Origin of the sequence: Mycobacterium sp., assembly GCF_008709575.1 — a bacterium.
GTDB lineage: Bacteria > Actinomycetota > Actinomycetes > Mycobacteriales > Mycobacteriaceae > Mycobacterium.
Genome location: NZ_VYIK01000005.1, coordinates 1 through 24,546, shown reverse-complemented (window position 1 = coordinate 24,546; position 24,546 = coordinate 1). Strand labels below are relative to the sequence as shown.

The following is a 24,546-nucleotide window of genomic DNA, read 5'->3' as shown; positions in this document are numbered from 1 at the left end:
CCCGATCTGCGGCCCGATCCGAAGAGCGCACCGTGTCGAACCGCTACTGCGACCCGTACCCACCGGGCACCCACCCCGGTTATCCGCCGCCGTCCTATCCCGGCTACCGGCCGGTCGGGCCGCGCAACGGTCTCGGTGTCGCGTCCCTGGTGCTCGCCGTCGCGGGGTTGTTGTCGGTGTGGTCCGTGGTCGGGGGGATCGTCCTCGGTGTCGTCGGCGCGGTGCTCGGCCTCGTCGGGTGGCAACGGGCCAGGCGCGGCGAGGCCAACAACGCTGCGATCGCGATCGCCGGGATCGCGCTGGGCGTGCTGGCTGTCCTCGTCGGGTTGGCCTTTGCCGGCATCTGGATCGCCTTCTGGCGGCAAGCCGGCGGCAACGACTACATTGCCTGCCTGCGGAAAGCCGGACCCGACCACGCGCTGCAGCAGCGATGCGCCGATCAGTTCCGCGACAAGGTGCAGGACCAGTTCGGCGTCACCCTGACGCCCGGGTCGATGCCATCGCCGGCCGTGAGAGACGCCGGCGGCGCGGCATGAACTCCAGCGACATCACGACGTAGAGCAAGGCGGGCAGCTGGGTCAATCGCACCAGGACATAGCGGCGCTCACCCAGCGAGTGGAACTTACGCAGGTAGCGGTACAGCGACTCCAACGCGATCAGCGGATCCCCGAGGTGGATAAGCCGGTAGCAGACCGCTTGCACGCGGCCGCGATGCTTTTCGTCGAAGATGTCCGGGAACGCCGCGAACGCCAGCGACACACGCTGCGCCCCGGCCTCTTTGGCGGCCATCACCATGTCGACACTGAGCCGCTCGTCGATCCCGTTCGGCGCTCCGCGCCGGCGCCACGGCACGTCGAGTGACAGTTCGCTTCCGCCGCCGGCGGTCGCGTACCGGTGAAAGCCCTGAACCCGGCCCGCGGCATCGCGGGCGATGATCAGCTGGATCCCCGGATAGCGGCGCTCCAGCGCCCCGTCCAGGGCCATCGAGAATCCGCGCTCGGTGTGCGCGCCGCTCGGTGACGCCCGCAGGACCTCGATGAGCTCGGCGCGCCGTTCGTCGTCGAGGTCCTGCTCGGCGACGATCTCGGTGGTGACACCGCAATTGTGGGTGCGCTGGACGGCCTGGCGCAGATTGCGGAATTTGCGGCCGCTCATCGCGAAATTGCCGACGTCGATGACGACGTCGCGCCCGACCGGCACGGCGCGCAGCGGCTGGCCGATCACCGCCGGGTCGCTCCACAACGCCAGCCGGCGCTCGCTGCAGCACAGCACGACGATGCGCCAGCCGCGGGCGCGGCACATCGCCGCGAAGTCGGCGATCAGCTGCCGAAATTGCGTTTCGTCACCGATCGGGTCGCCGCTGACCACGGCATAGCCGATGCGGGTACGGTAAGCCAGGGCTGCGCCGCCGTCAGCGCTGAAGTGGTAGCACTTGCGCACCTGCATGGCGAACGGGGCCAGCGGGTCCCCGCGGGTGGCGTTGACCAGCGCCCACACCCGCGGCAAGTCGTCGGGGCGCGGGCGCGCCGTCGTCGGCGCCATCAACGCCAGCCCCGATCCGGCGATGAGCAGGTCACCGACCAGGTCGAAGGCCAGCATGTGCGCGGCGAGCCCGAGGAGCACGGCGAGGGCGGCGGCGGCCGCGTGTTTGATGGTCACCGGACGCCCCAGGAAAATGCCCCGCGCGATCAGCGCGACCACCGCGAGCATGGTCAGCGACCACTCCAGCCGGCTGGCCTGCCAATCGGTGCGGCGGTGATCGTGAACGACCAGAGCGATCAGCCACGTCCCGGCGCTGAGCACCGCGGCCGCGCCGATCAGCCGCGCCGCGGCGGAATCAACGTGAACGACGACCCGTTCGCTGGCGCCCAGTCCGGGTGCGACGTCGACCGATGACTCGCGCACGCCCACCTCCGGTTTGCTCTGCTTGCCCCGGGCGATTACCCCAAACGGTACGCTTCGATACCGGTCGCGGGGGTGCCGCGGCGCGTGTTGCTGCCGGATCGTTGCCCGGCGGCCGCCTCAGCGACGTGAAGCGGGGAAGTATTTCACGACGCCTTCCTGCACCACGGTGGCGACCAGCTGCCCGCCGCGGTCGAAGAAGTGCCCGCTGCCCAGCCCGCGGGAATCTGCGGCCACCGGCGACGACGTGGCGTAGAGCACCCAGTCGTTGAGATTGACAGGGCGGTGAAACCACATCGTGTGGTTGACGGTGAGGGCAAAGATCCGGTCGAAACCCCAGGACAGGCCATGTGTGGTGATGATGGAGTCCAGCACGGTGGTGTCCGACGAGTAGACCAGCGTCGCGGCGTGCAGCACCGGATCGTCGGGTATGACACCGTCGGCTTTGACCCAGACGCGGTTGTAGGCCAACCGGTCGCCCTTGTCGCGCATCACCCACGCCGGGTCGTTGGTGTAGCGCCATTCGATGGGCCACGGCGCGTTGAGGAACTGCGGCACGGTTTTTTCGTAACCGCGCAGCAACGCATCCAGTTTCGGCAGGCCATCCGGGTCGGCGACCGGCGGGGCGGCGACATTGTGCTCAAGTCCCTGCCCACCCGACAGGTGGGACACCATGGCTGTGGCCAACAGCGTGTCGCCTTGCATCGCATCCACCCGCCGATTGGCGAAGCGGCGCTCGTCGCGCAGCCGCGCCACCCGGAATTCGATGTCCTTGGCCGGGTTGCCGCCGTTGATGAAGTGCACCGACAGCGCATTAGGCGGCAGGTCGTGGCGCTGGGTGCGGCTGGCCGCCACGAACGCCTGCGCCATCACCTGGCCGCCGAAGGTGCGCGTCGGGTTTTTGCTGGGGTGCGATCCGATGAAGATGTCCTCGCCGAGGCGACCCAGATCCAGAACGGCCATCAGCTCGTCGAAGTCGGACACGGTCACACGTCGTCCTCGCCGATGCGATGCACGTGGATCAGGTTGGTCGACCCGACGGTGCCCGGGGGTGCGCCCGCGACGATCACCACCAGGTCTCCCCGCCGGTAGCGGCCCAGTTCCAGCAGCGACCTGTCGACCTGCCGAATCATGCCGTCGGTGCTCGACAGATGGGGCACGATGAACGTCTCGGTGCCCCACGTCATCGCCAGTTGGCTGCGCACCTCCGGAAGCTCGGTGAACGCCAGCAGCGGCAGCGGGGTGTGCAGGCGGGCCAGCCGGCGCACGGTGTCGCCGGACTGGGTGAAGGCGACCAGCGCCTTGGCGTCGAGGCGTTCGCCGATGTCGCGGGCAGCGTAGGAGATCACCCCGCGTTTGGTGCGCGGCACGTGGGTGAGCGGCGGGGCGGCGGTCGAATTCTCCTCGACTGCACAGATGATCCGCGACATCGTCTGCACCGCTGCGATCGGGTACTTGCCGACGGCGGTTTCCCCGGACAGCATCAGCGCGTCGGCGCCGTCGAGGACCGCGTTGGCGACGTCGGAGGCCTCGGCCCGGGTCGGGCGTGAGTTCTCGATCATCGAGTCGAGCATCTGGGTGGCCACGATGACGGGTTTCGCGTTCTCCCGGGCCATTTGAATGGCCCGCTTTTGCACCAGCGGAACTTCTTCGAGCGGCAACTCCACCCCGAGATCGCCGCGGGCCACCATGACAGCGTCGAAGGCCAGCACGACGGCTTCGAGATTGTCGATGGCTTCAGGCTTTTCGAGCTTGGCCACCACCGGTATCCGGCGCCCGGCCCGGTCCATCACCTCGTGGACCAATTCGACATCCGACGGTGAACGCACGAACGACAGCGCCACCATGTCGACTCCGAGGTCCAGCGCGAACCTGAGGTCCTCGATGTCCTTTTCCGACAGTGGCGGGGCCGACACGTTCATCCCGGGCAGCGACATCCCCTTGTTGTCGCTGACCGGGCCGCCCTCGGTGACCGTGCAGACCACGTCGTCGCCGTCGATTTCCTCGACCACCAGGCTGATCTTGCCGTCGTCGATCAAAACGCGGTCACCGGGCGCGGCGTCGTTGGCCAACTGCTTGTAGGTGGTTGACACCCGGTCGTGACTGCCTGCGCAGGCCGCGACGGTGATCCGCACGGTTTCGCCGTTGGCCCAGAAGGTCGGACCGTCCGCGAAGCGTCCCAGTCTTATCTTCGGGCCCTGCAAGTCGGCGAGCACCCCGACCGCCCGGCCGGTCGCGTCGGAGGCCGCCCGCACCCGTTCGTAGGCCGATTTGTGTTCGCTGTAGTCGCCGTGGCTGAAATTCATTCTGGCGAAGTCCATTCCGGCCTCGACCAGGTCCCTGACCGTTTCGTCGGTGTTGCTGGCCGGGCCGAGGGTGCAGACGATCTTGCCGCGCCTCGCCATGGCTACACAGCATAGTCCCGGCAGCTGAATTATCCGGGAAGCACAGTCGGCGCTAAGGGAAACGCGGGCAGATTACGCAGCACCGTCCACACAACTGTGACGAGCACCACCGCGACGATGGCCGCTATCGGCGGCGCTGCGTCACGGCGTCGCGCCAGCATCCACAGCGCCAGCAGCGGGATGCCGGCGAGCAGGAACGCGTTGTCGGTGACGGCGGCGCCCAGGTCACCGTGCAGTAGGTCGTGGACCATCCGCAGACCGCCGCACGCGGGGCAGTTCCAGCCGGTCAGCCTCCGGAAAAGGCACGGCGGGAACACCGTGTGCGGGTTGTGCGGGTCCACCAGGCCGACGTAGCCGAGCACGCCCACCAGCAGGGCCCCGGCGCCCAGGATGCGGCCGCGGCTGGAGATGATGCCACGGTGGCCGCCAGGTGAGGACGAAGCGTTCACGCCCGCCAGCATGCCAGGCCGCTCTCCCGCCCGAGGATTATTGCGGCTATCCCCGCCTGAGCCCGCTTAACCACGGGCGCCACCGTCTCGACCCAGACCGGGTCGGCTCCTGTGCAGCAGACTCTGCAGCTTCAGGCCGTGCGGCCTCGGGCTCGTCGGCCGGTTCGGCGGCCTCGGATCCGTCGCCTGAGGTGTCGGGAACCACCACTTCGTCAGCCGCCGACCGATCCGGTTGCCCCGTCACCGCCGTGGTCGGCGCGCCCACGGTTACCGGCTCGGGCGTGGGTTCGTCGATCCGGGTGCCGCCGATGGATGCCGGGTCTTCGCGGCCTTTCGGCGCCAGGATTAGATAGACCACCGCGCCGATGAAGACGAACGTGGAGGTGAAGGAGTTGATCCGGATGCCGGCGATGTGGGTAGCGGCATCGTCACGCAGCAACTCGATGCAAAACCGCCCGACGCAGTAGCCGGCGACATACAGCGCGAACAGCCGCCCATGGCCGATTCTGAACCGTCGGTCTACATACAGCAGCATCGCGAAAACCACAAGATCCCAGAGCAATTCGTAGAGAAACGTCGGCTGCACGACCATCGCAACCTGTCCGGTCGACACCCCGTCGAGCGAATGCACGTCGACGAACCCGGCCGGATCGCGCCGGTAGAAGATCTCCAGACCCCACGGCATGGTGGTTTCCCGGCCGAAAAGCTCCTGGTTGAAGTAGTTTCCGAGCCGCCCAATCGCCTGAGCAAGCACAATCCCGGGCGCGACCGCGTCGGCGAAGGCGGGCAGCGGGATCCCGTGGCGCCGGCCGCCGATCCACGCCCCGACGCCGCCCAGTGCGACCGCTCCCCAGATACCCAGGCCGCCGTCCCAGATCCGCAGCGCCGCGCTCAGACCCGCGCCGCCCGCGCCGAAATACGTGCGCCAATCGGTGGCCAGGTGATAGAGCCGCCCGCCGACCAAGCCGAACGGCACTGCCCACAAAGCGATGTCGTAGATCACACCCCGTGCGCCGCCCCGAGCTTGCCAGCGCCGGTCGCCGAGCAGGAGCGCGGCAACGATTCCCGTGATGATGAACAGCGCGTAGGCGCGGATCGGCACTGGCCCGAGCCGCCACACTCCCCGCGGCGGGCTGGGAAAGTAGGCCAGCACCGTCGTTGTCATCACGCAGAAACCCCGGAAATCCGCTGCCGCACACCGGCAGCAAGTTCTTCGGTCAGTCCGCGTAGGGCGGGAATGCCCTGGGCCAACGTCGACACCAGCGCCGAGCCGACGATGACGCCGTCGGCGTAGCCAGCGATCTGCGCCGCCTGTTGACCCGAACGCACCCCCAGACCCACCCCTACCGGGATGTCCGAAATCGCCCTTATCCGACGCACCAACTCCGGTGCGGCCTGTGAGACGACATCGCGGGCACCGGTAACCCCCATGATCGACGCCGCGTAGGCGAATCCGCGGGACGCCTCGAGGGTGCTCGCCAGGCGCTGCGGGGTCGACGACGGCGCGACCAGGAAGATGCGGTCCAGACGGTAGTGGTCGGAGGCCGCCAACCACTGATCGGCTTCGTCGGGGATGAGATCCGGGGTGATCAGGCCCTGTCCGCCGGCGGCTGCGAGATCTCGGGCGAACGCGTCGACCCCGTAGCGCAGCACGGGATTCCAGTAGGTCATCACCACGGCCCGGCCACCGGCTGCGCTGATCGCCTCCACCGCTGACAAGGTATCGCGGATCCGCACACCGCCGCGTAGCGCGATCTCCGACGCCTTCGCGATCGTCGGGCCGTCCATGCCCGGATCCGAGTACGGCACACCGACTTCCACCAGATCGCAGCCGGCATCGACCAGCGCGGTCATCGCGGTCAGCGAGGTGGGCACATCGGGATAGCCAGTGGGCAAATAGCCGATCAGGGCTGCCCGGTTACCCACACGGCACACACTGAACAGCTCGCCCAAACGGCTTTCACCCTGCGCCACAATCACGAGTCGTCCCGGCTGTCGAGAAGACCGAACCAGGTCGCCGCGGTTTCGACGTCCTTGTCGCCGCGACCGGACAGGTTGACCACGATGAGCGCCCCGCGACCCAGGTCGGCGCCCAGCTGCAGCGCCCCGGCTACCGCGTGGGCGGATTCGATCGCCGGGATGATGCCTTCGGTGCGGCATAACAGCCGAAACGCTTCCATAGCCTGAGCATCGGTGATGGGCCGGTACTCGGCGCGCCCGGTGTCTTTGAGCCAGGCGTGCTCCGGACCCACGCCGGGATAATCCAGCCCCGCCGAAATCGAATGCGACTCGATGGTCTGACCGTCCTCGTCCTGCAGGAGATAGGAATACGATCCCTGGAACGCACCCGGCGAACCGCCGGTGAACGTCGCGGCGTGCCGACCGGTTTCCACCCCGTCGCCGGCCGCCTCGAAGCCGATCAACCGCACCCCGGGGTCGTCGAGGAAGGCGTGAAAGATGCCGATCGCGTTGGACCCGCCGCCGACGCATGCGGTGACGGCGTCGGGAAGCCGCCCGGCCTGAGCCATGATCTGCGCGCGCGTCTCCAGGCCGATGACCCGCTGGAAGTCACGCACCATGGCCGGAAACGGATGCGGTCCCGCCGCGGTGCCGAAGCAGTAGTAGGTGGTGGCGGCGTTGGTGACCCAATCCCGGAATGCCTCGGTGATCGCGTCTTTGAGGGTCTGCGAACCGGATTCGACGGAAACGACCTCGGCGCCCAGTAGCCGCATCCGGGCCACGTTGAGCGCTTGGCGCGCGGTGTCGACCGCTCCCATGTAGATAACACAGTCCAAGCCCAGCAGCGCGCAGGCCGTGGCGGTCGCGACGCCGTGCTGGCCCGCCCCGGTCTCGGCGATCACCCGGGTCTTGCCCATTCGCCGGGCCAGCAGCGCCTGGCCGAGCACATTGTTGATTTTGTGAGAACCGGTGTGGTTCAGGTCTTCCCGTTTGAGGAAAATCCGCGCCCCGCCGGCATGCTCCCCCAGGCGCACCGCCTCATACAGCGGCGACGGCCGGCCCGTGTAGTTGGCCTGCAACGCGTCCAGCGTGTCCAGGAAAGCCTGGTCGGTGCGGGCTTTCGCATAGGCGGCGCTGACCTCCTCGATCACCGCCATCAGCGCCTCGGCGACGAAGCGGCCCCCGTAGACACCGAAATGGCCCCGCGAATCGGGCTCGTGACGAGTCGGTTCGGCGATGGCCGCGCTGGACCGCGGAAGTTGCGGGGGAAAGTCTGCCATCATTAAGAGTGCACTTGCACGCCTAGCGGACCGGTTTCGGACAGGACGGGTGCTTGCCCGCGGTGACCAGGTCGGCAACGGCCGCGCGGGGGTCACCGCTGGCGACGAGACCCTCGCCGACCAGCACCGCGTCGGCGCCCGCGCCGGCGTAGGCCAGCAGGTCCGCGGTGCCCCGCACCCCGGATTCAGCGATCCTGATCACGTCGCTGGGCAGCCCGGGTGCGATGCGCGCGAAGCAATCTCGGTCAACTTCCAGCGTCTTGAGATCGCGGGCGTTGACCCCGATCACCCGGGCCCCGGCCTTGAGTGCCCGGTCGGCTTCGTCCTCGGTGTGCACCTCGACCAAGGCTGTCATGCCCAGTGACTCGGTGCGCTCCAGCATCGACACCAGGGTGTGCTGGTCGAGTGCGGCGACGATCAGCAGCAGCATGTCGGCGCCGTGCGCGCGCGCCTCGTGGATCTGGTAGGGCCCCACCACAAAATCCTTGCGCAACACCGGCACCGAGACCGCCGCGCGCACCGCGTCGAGGTCGTCGAGCGAGCCGCGAAAGTGGCGCTGTTCGGTCAGCACGCTGATGATCCGCGCGCCGCCGTCCTCGTAGGCCCGCGCCAGTTTGTCCGGCTCACCGATCGACGCGAGGTGCCCCGCCGACGGGCTGGCACGTTTGACCTCGGCGATGACGCCGATACCCGGCTCGCGCAGCGCCGCCAACACGTCGCGCGGCGGCGGGGCCGCCTTGGCGGCCGCTTTGATCTCGGAGAAGCTCACGACGGCTTCGCGGGCGGCAACGTCGGCGCGAACTCCCTCGATGATGGAGTCAAGCACGGTTGCCGAACTCATACGTGTCGGTCCTTCCCCGCGGGTGCGGCAGATTCGAAGACGTTCATCGAAGGGTAGCGGCCGTTGGCGCAGGGTGTGTCACCGCCCCTCGGTGTCGTCGTCTTTCGTTTCGGTGGGGTCGCGGCCCGCGTCGAGCGCGTCCCAGATCAGCCGCTCGGACACGGCCTCACCCTCGCGCCGGGCCAGCGACCGGCGGACCGCGGGTGCGGCGTAGCGCGACGTCGAGCCCAGGGCCGAACCCGCCCGCATCAGCAGCACGGCAGCGGCCAGGATGCCCACAGCGGTGGTCAGCGCGATCCCCGCGCCGGCGTAATAGCGCCGGCTTCCGATCACCGTCAGCAGCGCGACGTGCGCGAGATCGGCTGCGCGCACCGCCACATCGGGAAGCACCCACTGGCAGATCGCCAGGTAGCCGATCGCCAGGCTGACCGCCGCCATCAGCATCGCCAGCACCCGCAGCAGCCAGCCGCGCACCGCCACCGCCGCAACCGCCGTCGCCAGTGCCAGCAGCGCCAACGGCAACAATGCGCTCGACCACGAGGCGCCGGAGACGGTGACGGTCCTCGGTTGCCCCAGACCGTCGAAGGATTCGACGGCGACCCACGGCAACCGCGAGGCCGCCCACAAGCCCGCTGCGGCGAGCACCAGCAGCGCCTGGGCGATCCGCGCGGCCAGCCGGGCCCGGCGATCAGCATCGGCGGTCACGGCGTGCCGATGTCGGGCGCGGTCAGGTTTTCCGCGGCGGCGATGGCGTTGAGCACCGCGCGGGCCTTGTTCGTCGCTTCGGTGTATTCGTAGGGGCCATTGGAATCGGCCACCACTCCTCCCCCGGCTTGCACGTAGGCGGTACCGTCGCGCATCAACGCGGTGCGGATGGCGATTGCGAAATCGGCGTTGCCGGCGAAGTCCAGGTAGCCGATGACGCCGCCGTAGAGGCCGCGGCGGGTCTTTTCGACCTCTTCGATCAGCTCCATCGCCCGCACTTTCGGAGCGCCGGACAGTGTGCCCGCCGGGAAGCAGGCGATCACCGCGTCCAGCGCGGTGCGGCCCTCGGCGAGCATCCCGGTCACCGTGGACACCAGGTGCATGACGTGGCTGTAGCGCTCGATGTGGCTGTAGTCGTCCACCCGCACCGTGCCCGGCACGCACACCCGGCCCAGGTCGTTGCGGCCCAGATCGACCAGCATCAGATGTTCGGCGAGTTCCTTGTCGTCTGTCAGCAGCTCCTTTTCCAACAGCTGGTCTTCTTCCTCGGTCCGCCCGCGCCAGCGGGTCCCGGCGATGGGATGGGTCGTGGCCCACCGGTCGTGCACGGTGACCAGCGCCTCAGGACTGGACCCGACAATCGAAAAAGCCGTGCCGCCAGCGTCATTGGGGACGTGCATCAGATACATGTAGGGGCTCGGGTTGGACACCCGCAGCATCCGGTAGACGTCGATCGGATCGGCATCGGTGTCCATCTCGAAACGCTGCGACGGCACCACCTGAAACGCCTCCCCGGCCTCGATCTGGTGAACCAGATGCTCGACGATCGCCCCGTACTCGGCGACGCTGCGCTGGGTACGGTGGTTGGGTTCAGGGCGGCTGAAGGTCGCCACGGTCGACGGCAGCGGCTGGCTCAGCGCCGCGGTCATCACGTCGAGCCGCTCGACCGCGTCGTTATAGGCCTCGTCGACCCGCTCGTCGGTGCCGTTCCAGTTCACTGCGTTGGCGATGAGGGTGATCGTGCCCTCGTGGTGGTCGACCGCGGCCACATCGGTGGCCAGCAGCAGCAGCATGTCCGGCAGGCCCAGGTCGTCGACGGTCAGTTCGGGCAGCCGCTCCAGCCGTCGCACCAGGTCGTAGGCGAAGAAGCCCACCATGCCGCCCGACAGCGGCGGCAGCCCGGGCACCGGTGCGGTAGCCAGCAGTGCGAGCGTGGCACGCAGAGCCTGCAGCGGATCCCCGCCGACGGGGGCGTCCTGCGGCACCGCGCCCAGCCACACCGCCTCGCCGTCGCGCACGGTCAGCGCGGACGGCGCGCCGGCTCCGATGAAAGACCAGCGCGACCAGGATCTCCCGTTTTCGGCAGATTCCAGCAGGAAGGTGCCGGGCCGGTTCGCGGCCAGCTTGCGATACGCCGACAGCGGGGTCTCGGCGTCGGCCAACACTTTGCGCGTGACCGGGACCACCCGGTGTCCGGCGGCGAGAAAGCGAAAGTCCTCGCGGGAGGTCGTGGCGAGCTCAGCGGTCACCCACTTATTCTCCAGCCGTCTTCCCCGGCTCCGCACGGGCCCGTAGCCTGAGGCCATGAAACCCGGTGACAAGGCGCCCGACTTCGAACTTCCCGACCAGACCGGAACACCGCGCACGCTCAGCGCGCTGCTGGCCCGCGGACCCGTGGTGTTGTTTTTCTACCCCGCGGCGATGACACCCGGCTGCACGAAGGAGGCCTGCCACTTTCGTGACGTGGCCGCCGAGTTCGACGCCGTCGGCGCGCAGCGCGTCGGTATCAGCACGGACCCGGTGGCCAAGCAGGCCAGGTTCGCCGACGCGCACAGCTTCGACTACCCGCTGCTGTCGGACTCCGAGGGAACGGTCGCCGCGCAGTTCGGGGTCAAACGCGGGCTGCTCGGCAAGCTGATGCCCGTCAAGCGCACGACGTTCGTCATCGACACCGACCGCACCGTGCTCGATGTGATCTCCAGCGAGTTCAACATGGATACCCACGCCGACAAGGCGTTGGCGACGCTACGGGCCCGCTCGTCGGCGTAGCGGTCTCGCGCAGCCGTTCGCTACGCATCCAGCCCTCGCCGAAAGTGAAACTGTCGCGACAATCGACCCGATTTTTCGTAAGAGTTTCAATTTCGGTGACCTGGTGCCCGGACGGCGCTACGCTCACCCCAACCTGAAGGAGAGGTGAGAGTTTCACATGCTGCGTCGACTGGCCGCCCTCGCCCTGATCAGCGCTGCCGTCATGGCCCCGGCGGGAGCGCAGTCACCCCGGGTCTACCTGGGCGATATCCGGCTCAGCGCCGGCAGCGAGCCGGATATCGTCATCGACTTCGTCGAACACGGCGTGGTCACCAACCAGGTCTTGCCCGACCAGGTCGGAGGAACTCTCGGGATCTCTGGGCTGCCGCCCGGGACCGCGCTCAACGCGGTAGGCGAGCAGGAGGCACAGGCCGTCGGGCAACAATTATTCGACGAGCTCGGCGGCCCGAAGGGCGTCGCCGGCATCTTTGCCGGCGTGGACATCAGGATGCCGGAGACCATGGCGCCATTTGCAGCGCTGGAAGACATGACCACGCAGATGTTGACCGGGCTCGACGAAATGGATGGCGGTATCTACGCGGGCAATTCGATATTGTCGCCTGCCGGCGTCCTGTTCTACCTGACGCTGCTTGCGTGGTCCTTCGGCTTGGACTCCGTGCCGATGCCGGGCTCCGTCGACGTCAACGGCGCGGCGTTCGAAGACATGTTCACCAACGCTGTGGACACGATGTACAACGACGCACTGGCGAACCCGGTCGTCAGCGCCAACGGTGAGATCACCGTCGTGGCGGGCTCCGGTGAGGCGGCAATCAGCACCTGGGTGCTGGGAAACGTCACAAACCCCGATCTGGCCTTTTTCGCGCCCCGGTTTTTAGAGTCGTTGATCACCGGAGATGCGGGCGGATTGTTCCTGCCCAACGGCGATGTCGTCGACGTCACGGGTAATCCCACCGACGGCTGGACGCTGGTCAGCTGGGCCGGAGAGGCCATTCCGCAGAATCCGGGATTGCTCACCGAGCTGGCCGTCGATGTCCGCAACCTCGTCGCGCCGCCACAGATAGCGGCATATAACTTCGCGCAAGCCGTGCTCAGCGCCGACCCGGCAGCCATGGCGGACGCCGCGCAAACCGGCCTGCACAACGTCGGCGCGGCGATAGCCGCGTTCCCCGGAGCGGTGCTCACCGACACCGTGGACGAGCTGGCCAACCTCGTCCGCGACCTCGCGGCAGGCGAGACGTTCAGTGCGGCCTTCGGCTCGACGATCGTGGGACTCACTCCGCAGATCGCCGCCGACCTGGGTGGCGCACTGGCGTCGCTGTGATTAGTGGATTTAGCCTAGGGCAGGCCCAGGACCAACGACCCGAACGCGTCGGCGAGTGTGGCCGCCGAATCCCCGGCTGCCACGTCGGCGCCGAGGGTTTGCACCACGGAGGCGATGTCGTCGATCACCGATACCGGGTACTGAACTAGGGCTGCGCCGACGCTCTGCACGCCGGCGGTAAGCGCATCCCGGATCGTCGTCGGGTCACCGGTGAGGGCGGCCTCGACCAGGTTGTAGGCGGCCGTCTGCGGCGGGGTGATCAGATCCCGGAAATCGACGATCAGCTGCGTCAGCAACCCCGGATCCTGCGGAATGGCCTGCCCGTCGAAGCTGACCAGCGTCCAGCCCTGGGTGGGATTGCCTTCCAGTTCCACCACGCCGGCGTTGAACAGGAACGGGTGTTCTTCCGGGCTGAGCACCGCTTCGACGAAGCGCGGCAAGAAGATGGCCAGATCGGGGTTTTTGGCGTTGAGCAATGTCCAGGTGCTGATCGCCGCTTCGCCGGAAAACGCCACGTCGGTGACCTGGCCCGTCGCGCTGACGATCGGGTTGGCCAACGCGTCGGCATACATCGTGGCAACGGCGTTGCTGAAGTAGTCCTCGAACGCGATCCCGTTGAAGTCCAATGAGCCCGGCATCGGCACGAATTCGTATCCAAACGCCCACGTGAGCAGCGTCAGGTCGTAGAGGATGCCGCCGGGGCCGGAATACGGGTCGCCCGCGTAAATACCGCCGCCGATCTCGTTGAGCCCGGAAAATACTTGCGGGGTCTCCTGCTCGAGTGCGACGAACGGCGCTGCGGTCTCGGCCATCCTGATGTTTTGCCCCTCGAAGATGCCGGCCACCGCGTCGGGGCTGCCGAGCTGGCTGGCCAGTTGGTGCCCGACCTCGGTGGCCTCTTGCTGGCCGAGCGCGCTAAGCGGCGATCCGGGCAGAAAATTGCCGGCGACAACACCTGTTGACACCGTTTTTCCGTGGCGCACCAGGTCGAGGACGATGTCCTCCTCGCCCGCGGTGAGCACGACGTCAGCTCCGCGGGCATCCGAGAACGACGAGGTGGCCGGGATGACGGCGATGACGCCGGCGCCGACGAGGGCAAGACCGACAGCAACGCTCGCCAATAACTTACTGTGCTGTTGGCATAGATTCGGCATCGTCTTACACCTTTAACAGGCTATGCTTATGATTAGCCGACTATAGCACGGCGCGAAGCAGCTGTGGTCCCGCTGTTGCACGCCCGCGGGACCGAGAAAAAAGGTCGCCTCGCGGATTTTTAGGGCGCGGGCCAGCGCGTCGTCGTCCATCCGGGCCACCATCGACACGTCGTCCCTGCCGCGCTCCTGGACGACGAACAGTCCGCTGGCGTTGCGCTTCAGTCGGGCCGCAATGGCCGGGTCGAGATTTGTCACCGCACCAATGGAGGAAGCTGTGCAACCAGGCCTGCACAGCGTCGACGCGGCGATAGCTGCGTCCTCCGGATCGGTGCTCGGCGACACCGCTGCCGAGCCAGCCACCCTCGTCGACGACCTCGCGACAGGCGAGACGTTCAGTGCGGCATTCGGGTCGACGAACGTGGGGCTGACTCCGCAGATAGCTGCCGGCTCGAGTGGCGCATTGGAGTCGTTGTGCTGGTCGCGTAATTTTTTCCAACTCAGCCTAAGACGGGTTTGAGTCAACCAAAGTTCCGGTCCAGCAAGGGATGGCGAGACCGAATCCCCCGCGGCCACGTCGGCAAGGTGTGCCGACGGCTCGTTGGCCAAGCCGGTATTAATCAAAGGTCAGTCCACGCCTGCGCATCTCGGTGTCGATGGCCCGCAGCTGGTCCTCCCAATACCACACAAACGGCTGCTGAATTAGCAGGATCGGGTCATCGATGGCTTCAAGCGTCTTCTTGCGGATCTCGATTAGCCGGTTGTCGTCCACGTCCTCGATACTCGGCCAGTGCCCCTCTAAATCGTCAAGCCACACGGAGTCCTCCTCCGGACCATGATTTCTTTGCAGGGGTATCGCTGAATTGGTGGCGTGATGTGTTGCTAGCATGAGTCATGGTTGCTGCGACGCTGCCGGATTCTGACGGGTCGGGTCGGAGTTGGTTATGGCGAGCTCTTCGGCGAAGATAAGAAGCTCACCGAAATACTGCCCTAACGTTGATGCGTAGCACTCCCCGAACGCCTTTTCAGTGATCCCGGATCGCTCGCGGCACCGAATTGACCGGGGAAGAATCGACGGTTGAGGTCAGCGCTGCCACTCAGTGCCATGCTCCCGTGCATGTCCATAGCACTGAAATGCTGGTTTTTTAGCTCCGCGATCGTGAAATCCGGCCGAATAATCTGCTTGAGCGAGCACTTCTGCGAGGTTTTTCAAAGGTGTGGTCGATATCTAACCGCCCGTCCGGGGTAGCGACTTGGTTTCTCGGGAAGCTTCGCTGATCTTTGCTCGTGCCTTCGTCAGGCATGGTCTCCTCATACCGCTACTCCGGTATACATGTCAAAGATATCCCGGTAGGATCAGTGCTCTGAAAAGACAAACACGTGATACCGCCTCCGGACGTCTCAGTCTGAAACGTGATTGACAGATCACCGCTGGTCGGTCCGTCAAATCGGGTCTTCAACCTTAAATTGGGCATTCGGCATGAAATCTCGGTTGCGACCTGTCGTTTGCGGAGACACTGGAATCGAATCCGGCGGGCAGAATGCTACGGTTTCTGAATCCGCAGCCGGCGCATTTGTCCTGTTCGCGCAGCCCTCGGCGCGGGCGTTGGTGATGCCGGCGGTCGGGAGGACATTGATCGCGGGCTAGCACGTCCCCGTCAACCCCGCACGGTCGACAGCAGGGTCCGCAACTCCTCTTTGGCAATCCAGGTCGACAGGATCTGCGCGACAGGATCGGCGCGAATCTGATTCCACGTCTTGACAAAGCTTTTGTTTGACAAGCGTTTCCGGGTGGTCGACAGACGGCATCGGTTGGCTCACCGCAGATCGGTCCTGTGGTCGATGCCAACGGCGACTTGTTGACAACGTTTTCCCGTACCGCACGACGTCGATGACGATGTCCTACGCGTCGGCGGTGAGTCCGATGTCCGGCACGTGGGCGCTCGGTAGCGGCTCAAACATGTGTTGGCCGAAGCGCTGGCGCAGGCAACACCGGCGCCACGAATTCATTGCGGAGCGGGTAGTCTCGGCCAGACCTGCTCGCCGCCGGGCATCGCTTCGACCCCGCCGCTCAAGTCCGCCGTCTCTTCGGCGTGGAACCGTCCTGTGGCGATAACAGCACATCGGCGTCGAAGCAGCTGTGCTCCCCGGTGTGGCACGCCCCGCCGACCTGGTCGACCACCAGCAGCACCGCGTCGCCGTCGCAGTCCAGCCGCACCGAGTGCACCCGCTGGGTGTGACCGGAGGTGGCACCCTTGATCCACTGCCGACCGCGAGATCGCGAAAAATACGTCGCCTCACGGGTTTCCAGGGTGCGGGCCAGCGCGTCGTCGTCCATCCAGGCCACCATCAACACCTCGCCGCTGCCGCGTTCCTGGACGACGGCAACGAACAGTCCGTCGGCGTTGCGCTTCAGTCGCGCCGCGATGGCCGGATCGAGTGCACTCACCGCACCACGATCCCTTCGGCGGCCATCGCGGCTTTCACCTGCTTGATGGTCAGTTGCCGGAAGTGAAACACGCTGGCCGCCAAGACCGCATCGGCGCCGGCGAACACCGCGGGCGCGAAATGGTCGGCCGCGCCGGCGCCGCCGCTGGCGATCACCGGAACGCTCACCGCGGCGCGCACCGCGCGCAGCATCGGCAGGTCGAAGCCGGCCCGGGTGCCGTCGGCGTCCATCGAATTCAGCAGGATCTCCCCCACCCCGAGTGCGGCCCCGCGCGAGGCCCATTCCACGGCGTCGATGCCGGTTCCCCGTCGCCCGCCGTGGGTGGTGATTTCCCAGCCCGACGGCGTGGGCGGCGAACCCGCCGCAACGGTGCGCGCATCCACCGACAACACGATGCACTGGGAACCGAACTCACGCGCCAACTCGGACACCAACTGGGGCCGGGCGATCGCCGCGGTGTTGACCGACACCTTGTCGGCACCGGCCCGCAACAGCGCGTCGACGTCGGCCACACTGCGCACCCCACCGCCCACGGTGAGCGGGATGAACACCTGCTCGGCGGTGCGGCGCACCACCTCGAGCATGGTGGCGCGTCCCGACGACGACGCGGTGACGTCCAGAAACGTCAACTCGTCGGCACCCTCGGCGTCGTAGGCCGCCGCAAGCTCTACCGGATCGCCGGCATCGCGCAGGTTTTCGAAGTTGACGCCCTTGACCACCCGGCCGTCGTCGACGTCCAGGCACGGGATCACCCGCACCGCAAGACCGGAAACAGCTGCGCCGCGCACCTCAGTAGTCCTCCGGTCTGCCCACCCGACGCACGATGTCGAAGATCTGAGCATGCACGCCCGGTGCGGCGGCCAGCGCCGACCGCGATTGGGGGGTCCACTGCTCGCCGGCGAGATTGGTCACGATACCGCCGGCGGCCCGCACCAGCGCCACCCCCGCGGCGTGGTCCCACACGTGGTCGCCGAAACTGATTGCGCCGCCGAGGATGCCGTCGGCGACGTAGGCCAGGTCGATGCCGGTGGCGCCGTGCATGCGCAGCCGTGACGACACCCGGCTGAGATTCTCCAGCACGGCCAGCCGGTAACGCCCCGGGAACGCACCGCGCGAGTCCACGTTGAACGTGCCGATCCCGATGATCGATTCGGCGAGCCCGGCGGGCTCCAGCGGTGGGCGGGGCGCACCGTTTTTGACCAACGGCCCGCCGGCCACGGCGGTATAGCGCTCCCCGGTGAACGGCAACCAGGTCAGCCCCGCGACCGGATCGCCGTCGTGCATGAGTCCCAGCAGAATCGCCGCCATCGGGGACCCGGCGGCGTAGTTGAACGTCCCGTCGATCGGATCGAGCACCCACACCCACGGCGAGTCGAGGGCTGCGCCGCCGAACTCCTCGCCGTGCACCTCGATGCCGGTCGCCACCACCAGCGCGTCGACGACCTGATGCTCGATGGCCAGGTCGACTTTGGTGGCGAAGTCGTCCCCCTTCTTGGCCACCGCGGAAGCGGCGCGGTGCCCGGCGACGAACAGCTCGCTGGCGGCGTCGAGGATCACCGATGCCTTGGCCACCAGTGCGTCGAGATCCATGCCGGCCCTATCCCGCCACCGCCGCCAGCGCCTGCGGCAGGCTGAACCGCCCGGCGTAGAGGGCCTTACCGACGATGACGCCCTCCACGCCGGCATCGACCAAGGTGGCGATGGCGCGCAGGTCCTCCAGGTTCGACACCCCGCCGGAGGCGATCACCGGGGCGCCGGTGCGTTCGGTGACCGCGCGCAGCAGATCGAGGTTCGGGCCGGTAAGGGTGCCGTCCTTGGTGACGTCGGTGACGACATAGCGTGAACACCCTTGCTGGTCAAGGCGTTCCAGCACCTCCCACAGGTCGCCGCCGTCGGTTTCCCAGCCGCGGCCGCGCAGCCGGTGCGCGCCGTCGAGGATCTGGACGTCCAGGCCGACGGCGACCCGCTCACCGTGTTCGGCGATCACCCGGGCGCACCACTGCGGGTTCTCCAGCGCCGCGGTCCCCAGGTTGACCCGCGCGCATCCGGTCGCCAGCGCGGCCTGCAGCGAGTCGTCGTCGCGGATGCCGCCGGACAGTTCCACGTGCACGTCGAGCTTGCCGATCACCTCGGCGAGCAGCTCCCGGTTGGATCCGCGGCCGAACGCCGCATCGATGTCGACCAGATGCACCCATTCGGCGCCGTCGCGCTGCCAGCCCAGCGCCGCCTCCAGCGCCGAGCCGTACTCGGTTTCGCTGCCAGCGCGGCCCTGCACCAGACGCACCGCCTGCCCGTCGACCACGTCCACGGCGGGCAACACCATCAACGGCATCGCTACAGCCCTTCGACCCAGTTGCTCAGCACGGCCGCTCCGGCGTCGCCGCTTTTCTCCGGATGGAACTGGGTGGCGGCCAGCGCCCCGTCCTCGACCGCGGCCAGAAACGGCACCCCGTGGGTGGTCCAGGTCAGCAGCGCCGCAGAGCTGCCCTCCCACCGCTGGGCGGCATAGGAGTGCACGAAATAAAACCGGGCGTCCTCGGGCAGGCCCTTGAACAGCGCCGTGCCCGGCGCCGCGGCCACCACATTCCAGCCCATGTGCGGCACCACCGGGGCGTCGAGCCGGGTCACCGCGCCGGGCCACTGCCCGCAACCCGCCGACTCCACCCCGAACTCCACCCCCCGGGTGAACAGGATCTGCATCCCCACGCACACCCCCAGCACCGGTCGCCCGGCGGCGACCCGCTCGGCGATCACCTGCTCGCCGCCGATGGCGCGCAGCCCGCTCATGCAGGCCTGGAACGCACCGACGCCGGGCACCAGCAGCCCGTCGGCCGCCGCCGCGGCCGCACGATCGGCGGTCACTTCCACCGAGGCGCCCACCCGCTGCAGCGCGCGCTGCGCCGAGCGCAGGTTGCCCGAGCCGTAGTCGAGCACCACCACCGACTTCATAGGGCGCCTTTGGTGGACGGCACCCCCGACACCCGCGGGTCGGGTTCGACGGCGTGGCGCAGCGCGCGGGCGACGGCTTTGTACTGCGCCTCGGTGATGTGGTGCGGGTCGCGGCCGTAGAGGACCCGCACGTGCAGCGCGATGCGCGCGTTGGACGCCAGCGTCTCGAACACGTGCCGGTTGACGACGGTGTGATAGGGCACTCCGCTTCCGGTGATCGTGACGTGCCGCAGGTGGTCCGGCTCCCCGGTGTGCACACAGTAGGGCCGGCCGGACAGGTCGACCGCGGCGTGCGCCAACGTCTCGTCCATCGGGACGAAGGCGTCTCCGAAGCGCCGGATGCCCGTTTTGTCGCCGAGCGCGCGGTCCAGCGCCTGGCCGAGCGTGATCGCGGTGTCCTCGATGGTGTGGTGGCCCTCGATCTCGACGTCGCCGGTGGCGCGGACGGCCAGATCGAAGCGGGCGTGGGTACCCAGCGCGGTCAACATGTGGTCGTAGAAGCCGATTCCGGTGTCGACGTGCACCTGCCCGGTGCCGTCGAGGTCCAATTCGACGACGACGCTGGATTCGGCGGTGCTGCGTTCCACGCGCGCGCGGCGGCCTGTGGTCATGACGCTCCCAGTGATCCTTGTGGTGCCGAGCCATCGCGCCCGGCGTTGGTCCCTTGTGGCTGGGCCAACTCGGTGGCGGCGATGCGCGCGCTGACGTCTAAGAACACGGTGTTCTCTTCGGCCAGGCCGATGGTGGCGCGCAGATAACCGGGGATGCCGACGTCGCGGATCAACACCCCGTCCTCCAGGTAGCGCTGCCAGGCGGCGGGCGCGTCGGCGAATCGCCCGAACAGCACGAAGTTGGCGTCGCTGGGCACGACCAGGAAACCCAGGCCGCTCAGCGCCGCGCTGACGCGTCGGCGCTCGGCGATCAGCCTCGCCACGCTGGCCAGGGTCTCATCGGCGTGGCGCAGGGCGGCCCGGGCGGCGGCCTGGGTGATGCACGACAGGTGATAGGGCAGCCGCACCAGCAGCATCGCATCGATCACCGCGGGCGTGGCAATCAGGTAGCCCAGCCGGCCGCCGGCGAACGCGAACGCCTTGCTCATGGTGCGGGTGACGATGAGCTTGCTCGGGTATTCGGCGATCAGCGTCACGGCGCTGGGTGGTGTCGCGAATTCGCCGTAGGCCTCGTCGACGATCACGATCCCCGGCGCCACGTCGAGCAGCCGCCGCAGCTCGTCCAGCGAGATACTCTGCCCGGTCGGGTTATTGGGGCTGGTGATGAAGACCACATCGGGGTGGTGTTCGGCGACGGCGGCGACGGCGGCCTCGATGTCGATGCTGAAATCCTCGGCGCGGGTAGCCTGGATCCATTCCGTGTGCGTGCCGTCGGCGATGATCGGGTGCATCGAATAGGACGGGACGAAACCGATCGCGCTGCGGCCGGGACCGCCGAATGCCTGCAGCAGTTGGTGCAGAATCTCGTTGGACCCGTTGGCCGCCCAGAGGTTGTCCACACCCAGCGGCACACCGGTCTGCGCGCTGACATATGCGGCCAGGTCGGCGCGCAGCGCCACCGCGTCGCGGTCGGGATAGCGGTGCAGCCCGGCCGCCGCCTGCTGCACCGATCGCGCGACCTCCTCGACCAGCGCCGCGGTGGGCGGGTGCGGATTCTCGTTGGTGTTCAACCGCACCGGGACAGCCAATTGCGGTGCGCCGTAGGGGGTTTTGACCCGCAGATCCTCGCGCAGCGGCAAGTCGGCAAGCGTCGGTCGGTCGGTCATCGCTCGAACCGCCGGCGTATCGCCTCGCCGTGGGCGGGCAGGTCTTCGGCCGCGGCCAGCGTGATCACGTGCCCGGACACGTCTTTGAGCGCCGCCTCGGTGTAGTCGACGACCTGCATCCCGCGCAGGAACGTCTGCACCGACAGGCCGCCGGAATACCGCGCACTGCCCGCGGTCGGCAGCACGTGGTTGGACCCGGCGCAGTAGTCGCCCAGGCTCACCGGCGAATACGGGCCGAGGAAGATCGCGCCCGCCGACCGGATCCGGGCCGCGACATCGGCAGCGTCGGCGGTGTGGATCTCCAGATGCTCGGCGGCGTAGGCGTTGACCACGCGGATGCCGGCGTCGAGGTCGTCGACGAGGATGATCGCCGACTGGGCTCCCGACAGGGCCGTGCTCACCCGCCGGCCGTGCACAGTGGTTTCCAGCTGGGCGGCCAGCTGCTCTTCGACCGCGTCGGCCAACCCCGGGCTGAAAGTCACCAGCACGCTGGCGGCCATCTCGTCGTGTTCGGCCTGGCTGATCAGATCCGCGGCCACCTGCGCGGGGTCGGCGGTGTGATCGGCCAGGACGGCGATCTCGGTGGGCCCGGCTTCGGCGTCGATACCGACCCTGCAGCGGCAGAGCCGCTTGGCCGCGGTGACGTAGATGTTGCCGGGCCCGGTGATCATGTCCACCGGCGCCAGCTCGGCGCCGTCGGTGTCGGTACCGCCGTAGGCCAGCAACGCCACCGCCTGCGCCCCGCCGACCGCCCAGACCTCCTCGACGCCCAGCAGCCGGGCCGCGGCCAGGATGCTCGGGTGCGGCAGGCCGTCGAAGGCCGCCTGCGGCGGGCTGGCCACCACCAGGGAACCCACCCCGGCGATCTGTGCGGGCACCACGTTCATCACCACGCTCGACGGGTAGACGGCGTTGCCGCCGGGCACGTACAAGCCCACACGCGCGACCGGAACCCAGCGCTGGGTGACCGTCGCGCCAGGCCCCAGTGACGTCGTCACGTCGGCGCGGCGCTGGGCGGCGTGCACGGCGCGGGTACGCTCGATCGCCACCTGCAGCGCGTCGCGAACATCGGCGTCGAGCCCGGCCAGCGCGGAATCCAGCTCGGTTGCCCGCACCCGCACCACCGCCGGGCGCACCCGGTCGAATGACTCACCGAAGTCCAGTGCGGCCACCGCCCCGCGCTCGGCGACCGCCTCGACGATCGGCCGCACCGTGGGCAGGGCGCCGTCGACGTCGACGCCGCCGCGCGGTAATACCGCCCGCAGCCGCGCCGCCGACAGCTCGGCGCCGCGCAGGTCGATGCGGGCCATCACGGTCATGCTGACGATTGTCCCCGATCGGCGCAACGGGCTGTGCTCGCGGGGCGGCGCACGACGGGCCCGGCGGGTGGCCAGCACAATCCGGGTCGATCAAACCGGTCAATTCTGCCGGCTTGATACCCTCAAGCCCGTCGCGCCACCGGTACCGGCCCGGCCCATCACCACAGCCCCGCCACGTCTTCGGGTTCGGCGCCGCTGGGCAAGGAGATGGTGGCAGTGACTTTGTTGGTGAACCCGTTGATCACCGACACTTGATCAGTCCCGTAGTCGGTGACATAGACGGTATCGGTGTTCGGATCGACCGTCACTGCACCCGGGTCGCTGCCGCTGGGCAGCGAGATGTTGGTGATACCGGTCGAGTCGAAAACCGACACTTGGTTGGTCCCGGAATCGGCGACGTAAACATAATTGGTGTTCGGATCGACGGCCACGCCAACTGGTTCGTCATACTCGGATAGTCCGATCTGAGTGATATTTCCGACGGTGGTGGTGGAGGTGCCGCATCCGCAGCCGACATAGACCGTATCCGACGACGGATTAACCGCCACCCCATATGGCCCATATGGCTGGTTCAACTGGTAGGTGGAGACGCTGGCCCCGTTAATGGACGCCACGTCACCCGTCCCAGACTCGGTGACATAGACATAGCCGGTACTCGGATCAACCGCCACCCCATACGGCATCGTGGTGCCGCCTAAGCTGATGTTGGAATGGATCGTGTTATCGCCGCCGTCGATCACCGACACCTCACCGGGTCCTGAGTCGGCGACATAGACTGTATTGGTGTCCGGATTCACGGCCACCCCATACGGGTCACTATCCGCGAAGCCATTATCGAGGGGGAGGGCGATCGTGGCGGTGACGGTGTTATTGGCCCCGTCGATCACGGAGACCTCGCCGCTGAGGAAGTCGGTGACGTAGATAGTGCCGGTGTCCGGATTGACCGCCACCCCGAACGGATCACTCCCACTGGGTAGGGCGATGGTGGCGACGATCGCGTTCGTGTTCGCGTTAATCACCGACACTTCATTCGTTCCGTAATCGGTTACGTAAAGGGTGGGTATCCATGCTCCTCCTGCACCGCCAGCGCCACCGCTACCTCCTGGCCCACCTGCACCGCCCAAGAAGCCGTAAGGTGATGCCCCGGGTTGCCCGGCCTGACCGGCAGCGCCAGATATTCCAGTCCCGCCGTTGGCGCTTGCCCCACCCGTGCCACCAGTGCCACCAGCACCCCCATCACCGCCAGCGCCACCAACACCGGCAGCGCCGGCCTGGAACCCGGTAGCCAGCGCCTTACCCCCAGCACCCCCATCACCACCAGCACCCCCGGCACCCCCATCACCACCATTACCGCCGTTACCGCCGGCCGCCCCCGCTGTGGTCGCATCAACCCCATCAGCCCCAGTACCGCCAGCACCCCCATTGCCGCCCTGCCCCCCGGCACCCCCATTACCGCCGTCACCGGCATCGATCCCCCCATTACCGCCAGCACCCCCATTACCGCCATTACCCCCAGCAGTCCCAGTACCGCCATCCCCGCCCGGCGTGCTCGCATCAGCCCCATTAACACCGGCCAGCCCAACACCCCCAGCACCCCCTGTACCGCCGTCACCGTAATCCCCACCATCACCGCCAGCACCCCCATTACCCCCAGTCGGATGCGCCGCCGTCCCGGCAGCACCAGCCCCCCCAGCACCCCCATTGCTCAACACCGTCGAGTCAGCACCCGCGCTGCCACTGGCCCCGGTGGTCGACCCCTCCCCACCGGCACCGCCGGCACCGCCGACCCCATCATCACCACCGTCGCCGCCGGCACCACCCGTGCCATCCCCACCATCGGCAAACGAGCCCGCCGCCCCGCTACCGCCGTGGGCGCCCGCAGCACCACCAGCACCCCCATTACCACCAGCGCCACCAACACCGGCAGCGCCGGCCTGGAACCCGGTAGCCAGCGCCTTACCCCCAGCACCCCCATCACCACCAGCACCCC

Annotated in this window: 26 protein-coding genes and 1 pseudogene; 3 read left to right on the top strand and 24 right to left on the bottom strand. The window is 67.8% G+C overall.

What is annotated here, in order from left to right:
- The first annotated feature begins 32 nt into the window (after positions 1–32).
- The gene (locus tag F6Q13_RS02020; protein WP_293051509.1) at positions 33–536 is read left to right on the top strand and encodes a DUF4190 domain-containing protein; all 504 of its coding nucleotides are present in this window, start codon (positions 33–35) and stop codon (positions 534–536) included.
- On the opposite strand, the gene F6Q13_RS02015 is transcribed toward F6Q13_RS02020, so the two are convergent.
- The 10 genes from F6Q13_RS02015 to F6Q13_RS01970 all read right to left on the bottom strand — a co-directional run bounded on the left by F6Q13_RS02015 (position 475) and on the right by F6Q13_RS01970 (position 11,070).
- Positions 475–1,905 (bottom strand): phosphatidylglycerol lysyltransferase domain-containing protein, encoded by a 1,431-nt coding sequence (locus tag F6Q13_RS02015; protein WP_293051507.1) that lies wholly within the window; start codon positions 1,903–1,905, stop codon positions 475–477. The genes F6Q13_RS02020 and F6Q13_RS02015 overlap by 62 nt on opposite strands.
- 117 nt (positions 1,906–2,022) lie before the next feature.
- Positions 2,023–2,865 carry an acyl-CoA thioesterase II gene (locus F6Q13_RS02010; RefSeq protein ID WP_293051629.1) on the bottom strand — a complete coding sequence of 281 codons (843 nt, stop codon included), beginning with the start codon at positions 2,863–2,865 and terminating at the stop codon, positions 2,023–2,025.
- Positions 2,866–2,888: 23 nt separating this feature from the next.
- Positions 2,889–4,307: a pyruvate kinase gene (gene pyk, locus F6Q13_RS02005; RefSeq protein WP_293051504.1), complete on the bottom strand. Its 1,419-nt coding sequence runs from the start codon at positions 4,305–4,307 to the stop codon at positions 2,889–2,891.
- A gap of 29 nt (positions 4,308–4,336) precedes the next feature.
- Positions 4,337–4,720 (bottom strand): DUF2752 domain-containing protein, encoded by a 384-nt coding sequence (locus F6Q13_RS02000; protein WP_293051627.1) that lies wholly within the window; start codon positions 4,718–4,720, stop codon positions 4,337–4,339.
- Between the two features lie 82 nt (positions 4,721–4,802).
- Positions 4,803–5,921, bottom strand: coding sequence for a prolipoprotein diacylglyceryl transferase (lgt, locus tag F6Q13_RS01995; protein ID WP_367140843.1), 1,119 nt, complete (start codon positions 5,919–5,921; stop codon positions 4,803–4,805).
- Positions 5,921–6,736: a tryptophan synthase subunit alpha gene (trpA, locus tag F6Q13_RS01990; RefSeq protein ID WP_293051502.1), complete on the bottom strand. Its 816-nt coding sequence runs from the start codon at positions 6,734–6,736 to the stop codon at positions 5,921–5,923. The genes lgt and trpA overlap by 1 nt, the downstream gene beginning before the upstream one ends.
- Complete coding sequence (trpB, locus tag F6Q13_RS01985) at positions 6,733–7,995, bottom strand: tryptophan synthase subunit beta (protein ID WP_293051500.1); 1,263 nt, start codon at positions 7,993–7,995, stop codon at positions 6,733–6,735. The genes trpA and trpB overlap by 4 nt, the downstream gene beginning before the upstream one ends.
- Before the next feature lie 22 nt (positions 7,996–8,017).
- Positions 8,018–8,836, bottom strand: coding sequence for an indole-3-glycerol phosphate synthase TrpC (gene trpC, locus F6Q13_RS01980; protein WP_293051496.1), 819 nt, complete (start codon positions 8,834–8,836; stop codon positions 8,018–8,020).
- Positions 8,837–8,914: 78 nt separating this feature from the next.
- Complete coding sequence (locus F6Q13_RS01975) at positions 8,915–9,541, bottom strand: TIGR02234 family membrane protein (RefSeq protein WP_293051493.1); 627 nt, start codon at positions 9,539–9,541, stop codon at positions 8,915–8,917.
- A complete protein-coding gene (locus tag F6Q13_RS01970; protein ID WP_293051491.1) occupies positions 9,538–11,070 on the bottom strand; it encodes an anthranilate synthase component I in 1,533 nt (510 codons plus the stop codon). Before F6Q13_RS01970 ends, F6Q13_RS01975 begins: the two co-directional genes overlap by 4 nt.
- A 55-nt stretch (positions 11,071–11,125) precedes the next feature.
- Between F6Q13_RS01970 and F6Q13_RS01965 the strand changes: the two genes are divergently transcribed.
- On the top strand, positions 11,126–11,590 hold the full coding sequence (locus F6Q13_RS01965) for a peroxiredoxin (protein ID WP_293051489.1): 465 nt from the start codon (positions 11,126–11,128) through the stop codon (positions 11,588–11,590).
- Positions 11,591–11,747: 157 nt separating this feature from the next.
- Entirely contained in the window at positions 11,748–12,911 is a 1,164-nt protein-coding gene (locus F6Q13_RS01960) for a histidine phosphatase family protein (protein WP_293051487.1), read from the top strand.
- A gap of 14 nt (positions 12,912–12,925) precedes the next feature.
- Here F6Q13_RS01960 and F6Q13_RS01955 read toward each other — a convergent pair whose 3' ends face one another.
- The 14 genes and pseudogenes from F6Q13_RS01955 to F6Q13_RS01890 form a co-directional block, all read right to left on the bottom strand.
- Entirely contained in the window at positions 12,926–14,032 is a 1,107-nt protein-coding gene (locus F6Q13_RS01955) for a histidine phosphatase family protein (RefSeq protein ID WP_293051484.1), read from the bottom strand.
- Positions 14,033–14,161: 129 nt separating this feature from the next.
- Positions 14,162–14,320, bottom strand: a pseudogene (locus tag F6Q13_RS01950) (phosphoribosyl-AMP cyclohydrolase); the annotation flags it as partial.
- 358 nt (positions 14,321–14,678) lie between these two features.
- Positions 14,679–14,879, bottom strand: coding sequence for a hypothetical protein (locus F6Q13_RS01945; protein ID WP_293051481.1), 201 nt, complete (start codon positions 14,877–14,879; stop codon positions 14,679–14,681).
- Between the two features lie 1,254 nt (positions 14,880–16,133).
- Positions 16,134–16,511, bottom strand: coding sequence for a phosphoribosyl-AMP cyclohydrolase (hisI, locus tag F6Q13_RS01940; protein ID WP_293051478.1), 378 nt, complete (start codon positions 16,509–16,511; stop codon positions 16,134–16,136).
- On the bottom strand, positions 16,508–17,353 hold the full coding sequence (gene hisF / locus F6Q13_RS01935) for an imidazole glycerol phosphate synthase subunit HisF (protein ID WP_293051475.1): 846 nt from the start codon (positions 17,351–17,353) through the stop codon (positions 16,508–16,510). Before hisF ends, hisI begins: the two co-directional genes overlap by 4 nt.
- On the bottom strand, positions 17,301–18,101 hold the full coding sequence (locus tag F6Q13_RS01930; protein ID WP_293051472.1) for an inositol monophosphatase family protein: 801 nt from the start codon (positions 18,099–18,101) through the stop codon (positions 17,301–17,303). Before F6Q13_RS01930 ends, hisF begins: the two co-directional genes overlap by 53 nt.
- Positions 18,102–18,108: 7 nt before the next feature.
- Positions 18,109–18,843 carry a bifunctional 1-(5-phosphoribosyl)-5-((5-phosphoribosylamino)methylideneamino)imidazole-4-carboxamide isomerase/phosphoribosylanthranilate isomerase PriA gene (priA, locus tag F6Q13_RS01925; RefSeq protein WP_293051469.1) on the bottom strand — a complete coding sequence of 245 codons (735 nt, stop codon included), beginning with the start codon at positions 18,841–18,843 and terminating at the stop codon, positions 18,109–18,111.
- Between the two features lie 2 nt (positions 18,844–18,845).
- Entirely contained in the window at positions 18,846–19,460 is a 615-nt protein-coding gene (gene hisH / locus F6Q13_RS01920) for an imidazole glycerol phosphate synthase subunit HisH (protein ID WP_293051466.1), read from the bottom strand.
- Complete coding sequence (gene hisB / locus F6Q13_RS01915) at positions 19,457–20,071, bottom strand: imidazoleglycerol-phosphate dehydratase HisB (protein WP_293051463.1); 615 nt, start codon at positions 20,069–20,071, stop codon at positions 19,457–19,459. Before hisB ends, hisH begins: the two co-directional genes overlap by 4 nt.
- Positions 20,068–21,237: a histidinol-phosphate transaminase gene (locus F6Q13_RS01910; protein WP_293051460.1), complete on the bottom strand. Its 1,170-nt coding sequence runs from the start codon at positions 21,235–21,237 to the stop codon at positions 20,068–20,070. Before F6Q13_RS01910 ends, hisB begins: the two co-directional genes overlap by 4 nt.
- Complete coding sequence (gene hisD, locus F6Q13_RS01905; RefSeq protein WP_293051624.1) at positions 21,234–22,550, bottom strand: histidinol dehydrogenase; 1,317 nt, start codon at positions 22,548–22,550, stop codon at positions 21,234–21,236. Before hisD ends, F6Q13_RS01910 begins: the two co-directional genes overlap by 4 nt.
- A gap of 164 nt (positions 22,551–22,714) precedes the next feature.
- On the bottom strand, positions 22,715–23,575 hold the full coding sequence (locus F6Q13_RS01900; RefSeq protein ID WP_293051457.1) for an NHL repeat-containing protein: 861 nt from the start codon (positions 23,573–23,575) through the stop codon (positions 22,715–22,717).
- A gap of 26 nt (positions 23,576–23,601) precedes the next feature.
- Positions 23,602–24,258, bottom strand: a complete 657-nt coding sequence (locus F6Q13_RS01895; protein ID WP_293051454.1) for a hypothetical protein — start codon at positions 24,256–24,258, stop codon at positions 23,602–23,604.
- Positions 24,259–24,261: 3 nt separating this feature from the next.
- Positions 24,262–24,546: hypothetical protein (locus tag F6Q13_RS01890; RefSeq protein WP_293051451.1), on the bottom strand; the 285-nt coding region annotated here is incomplete at its 5' end.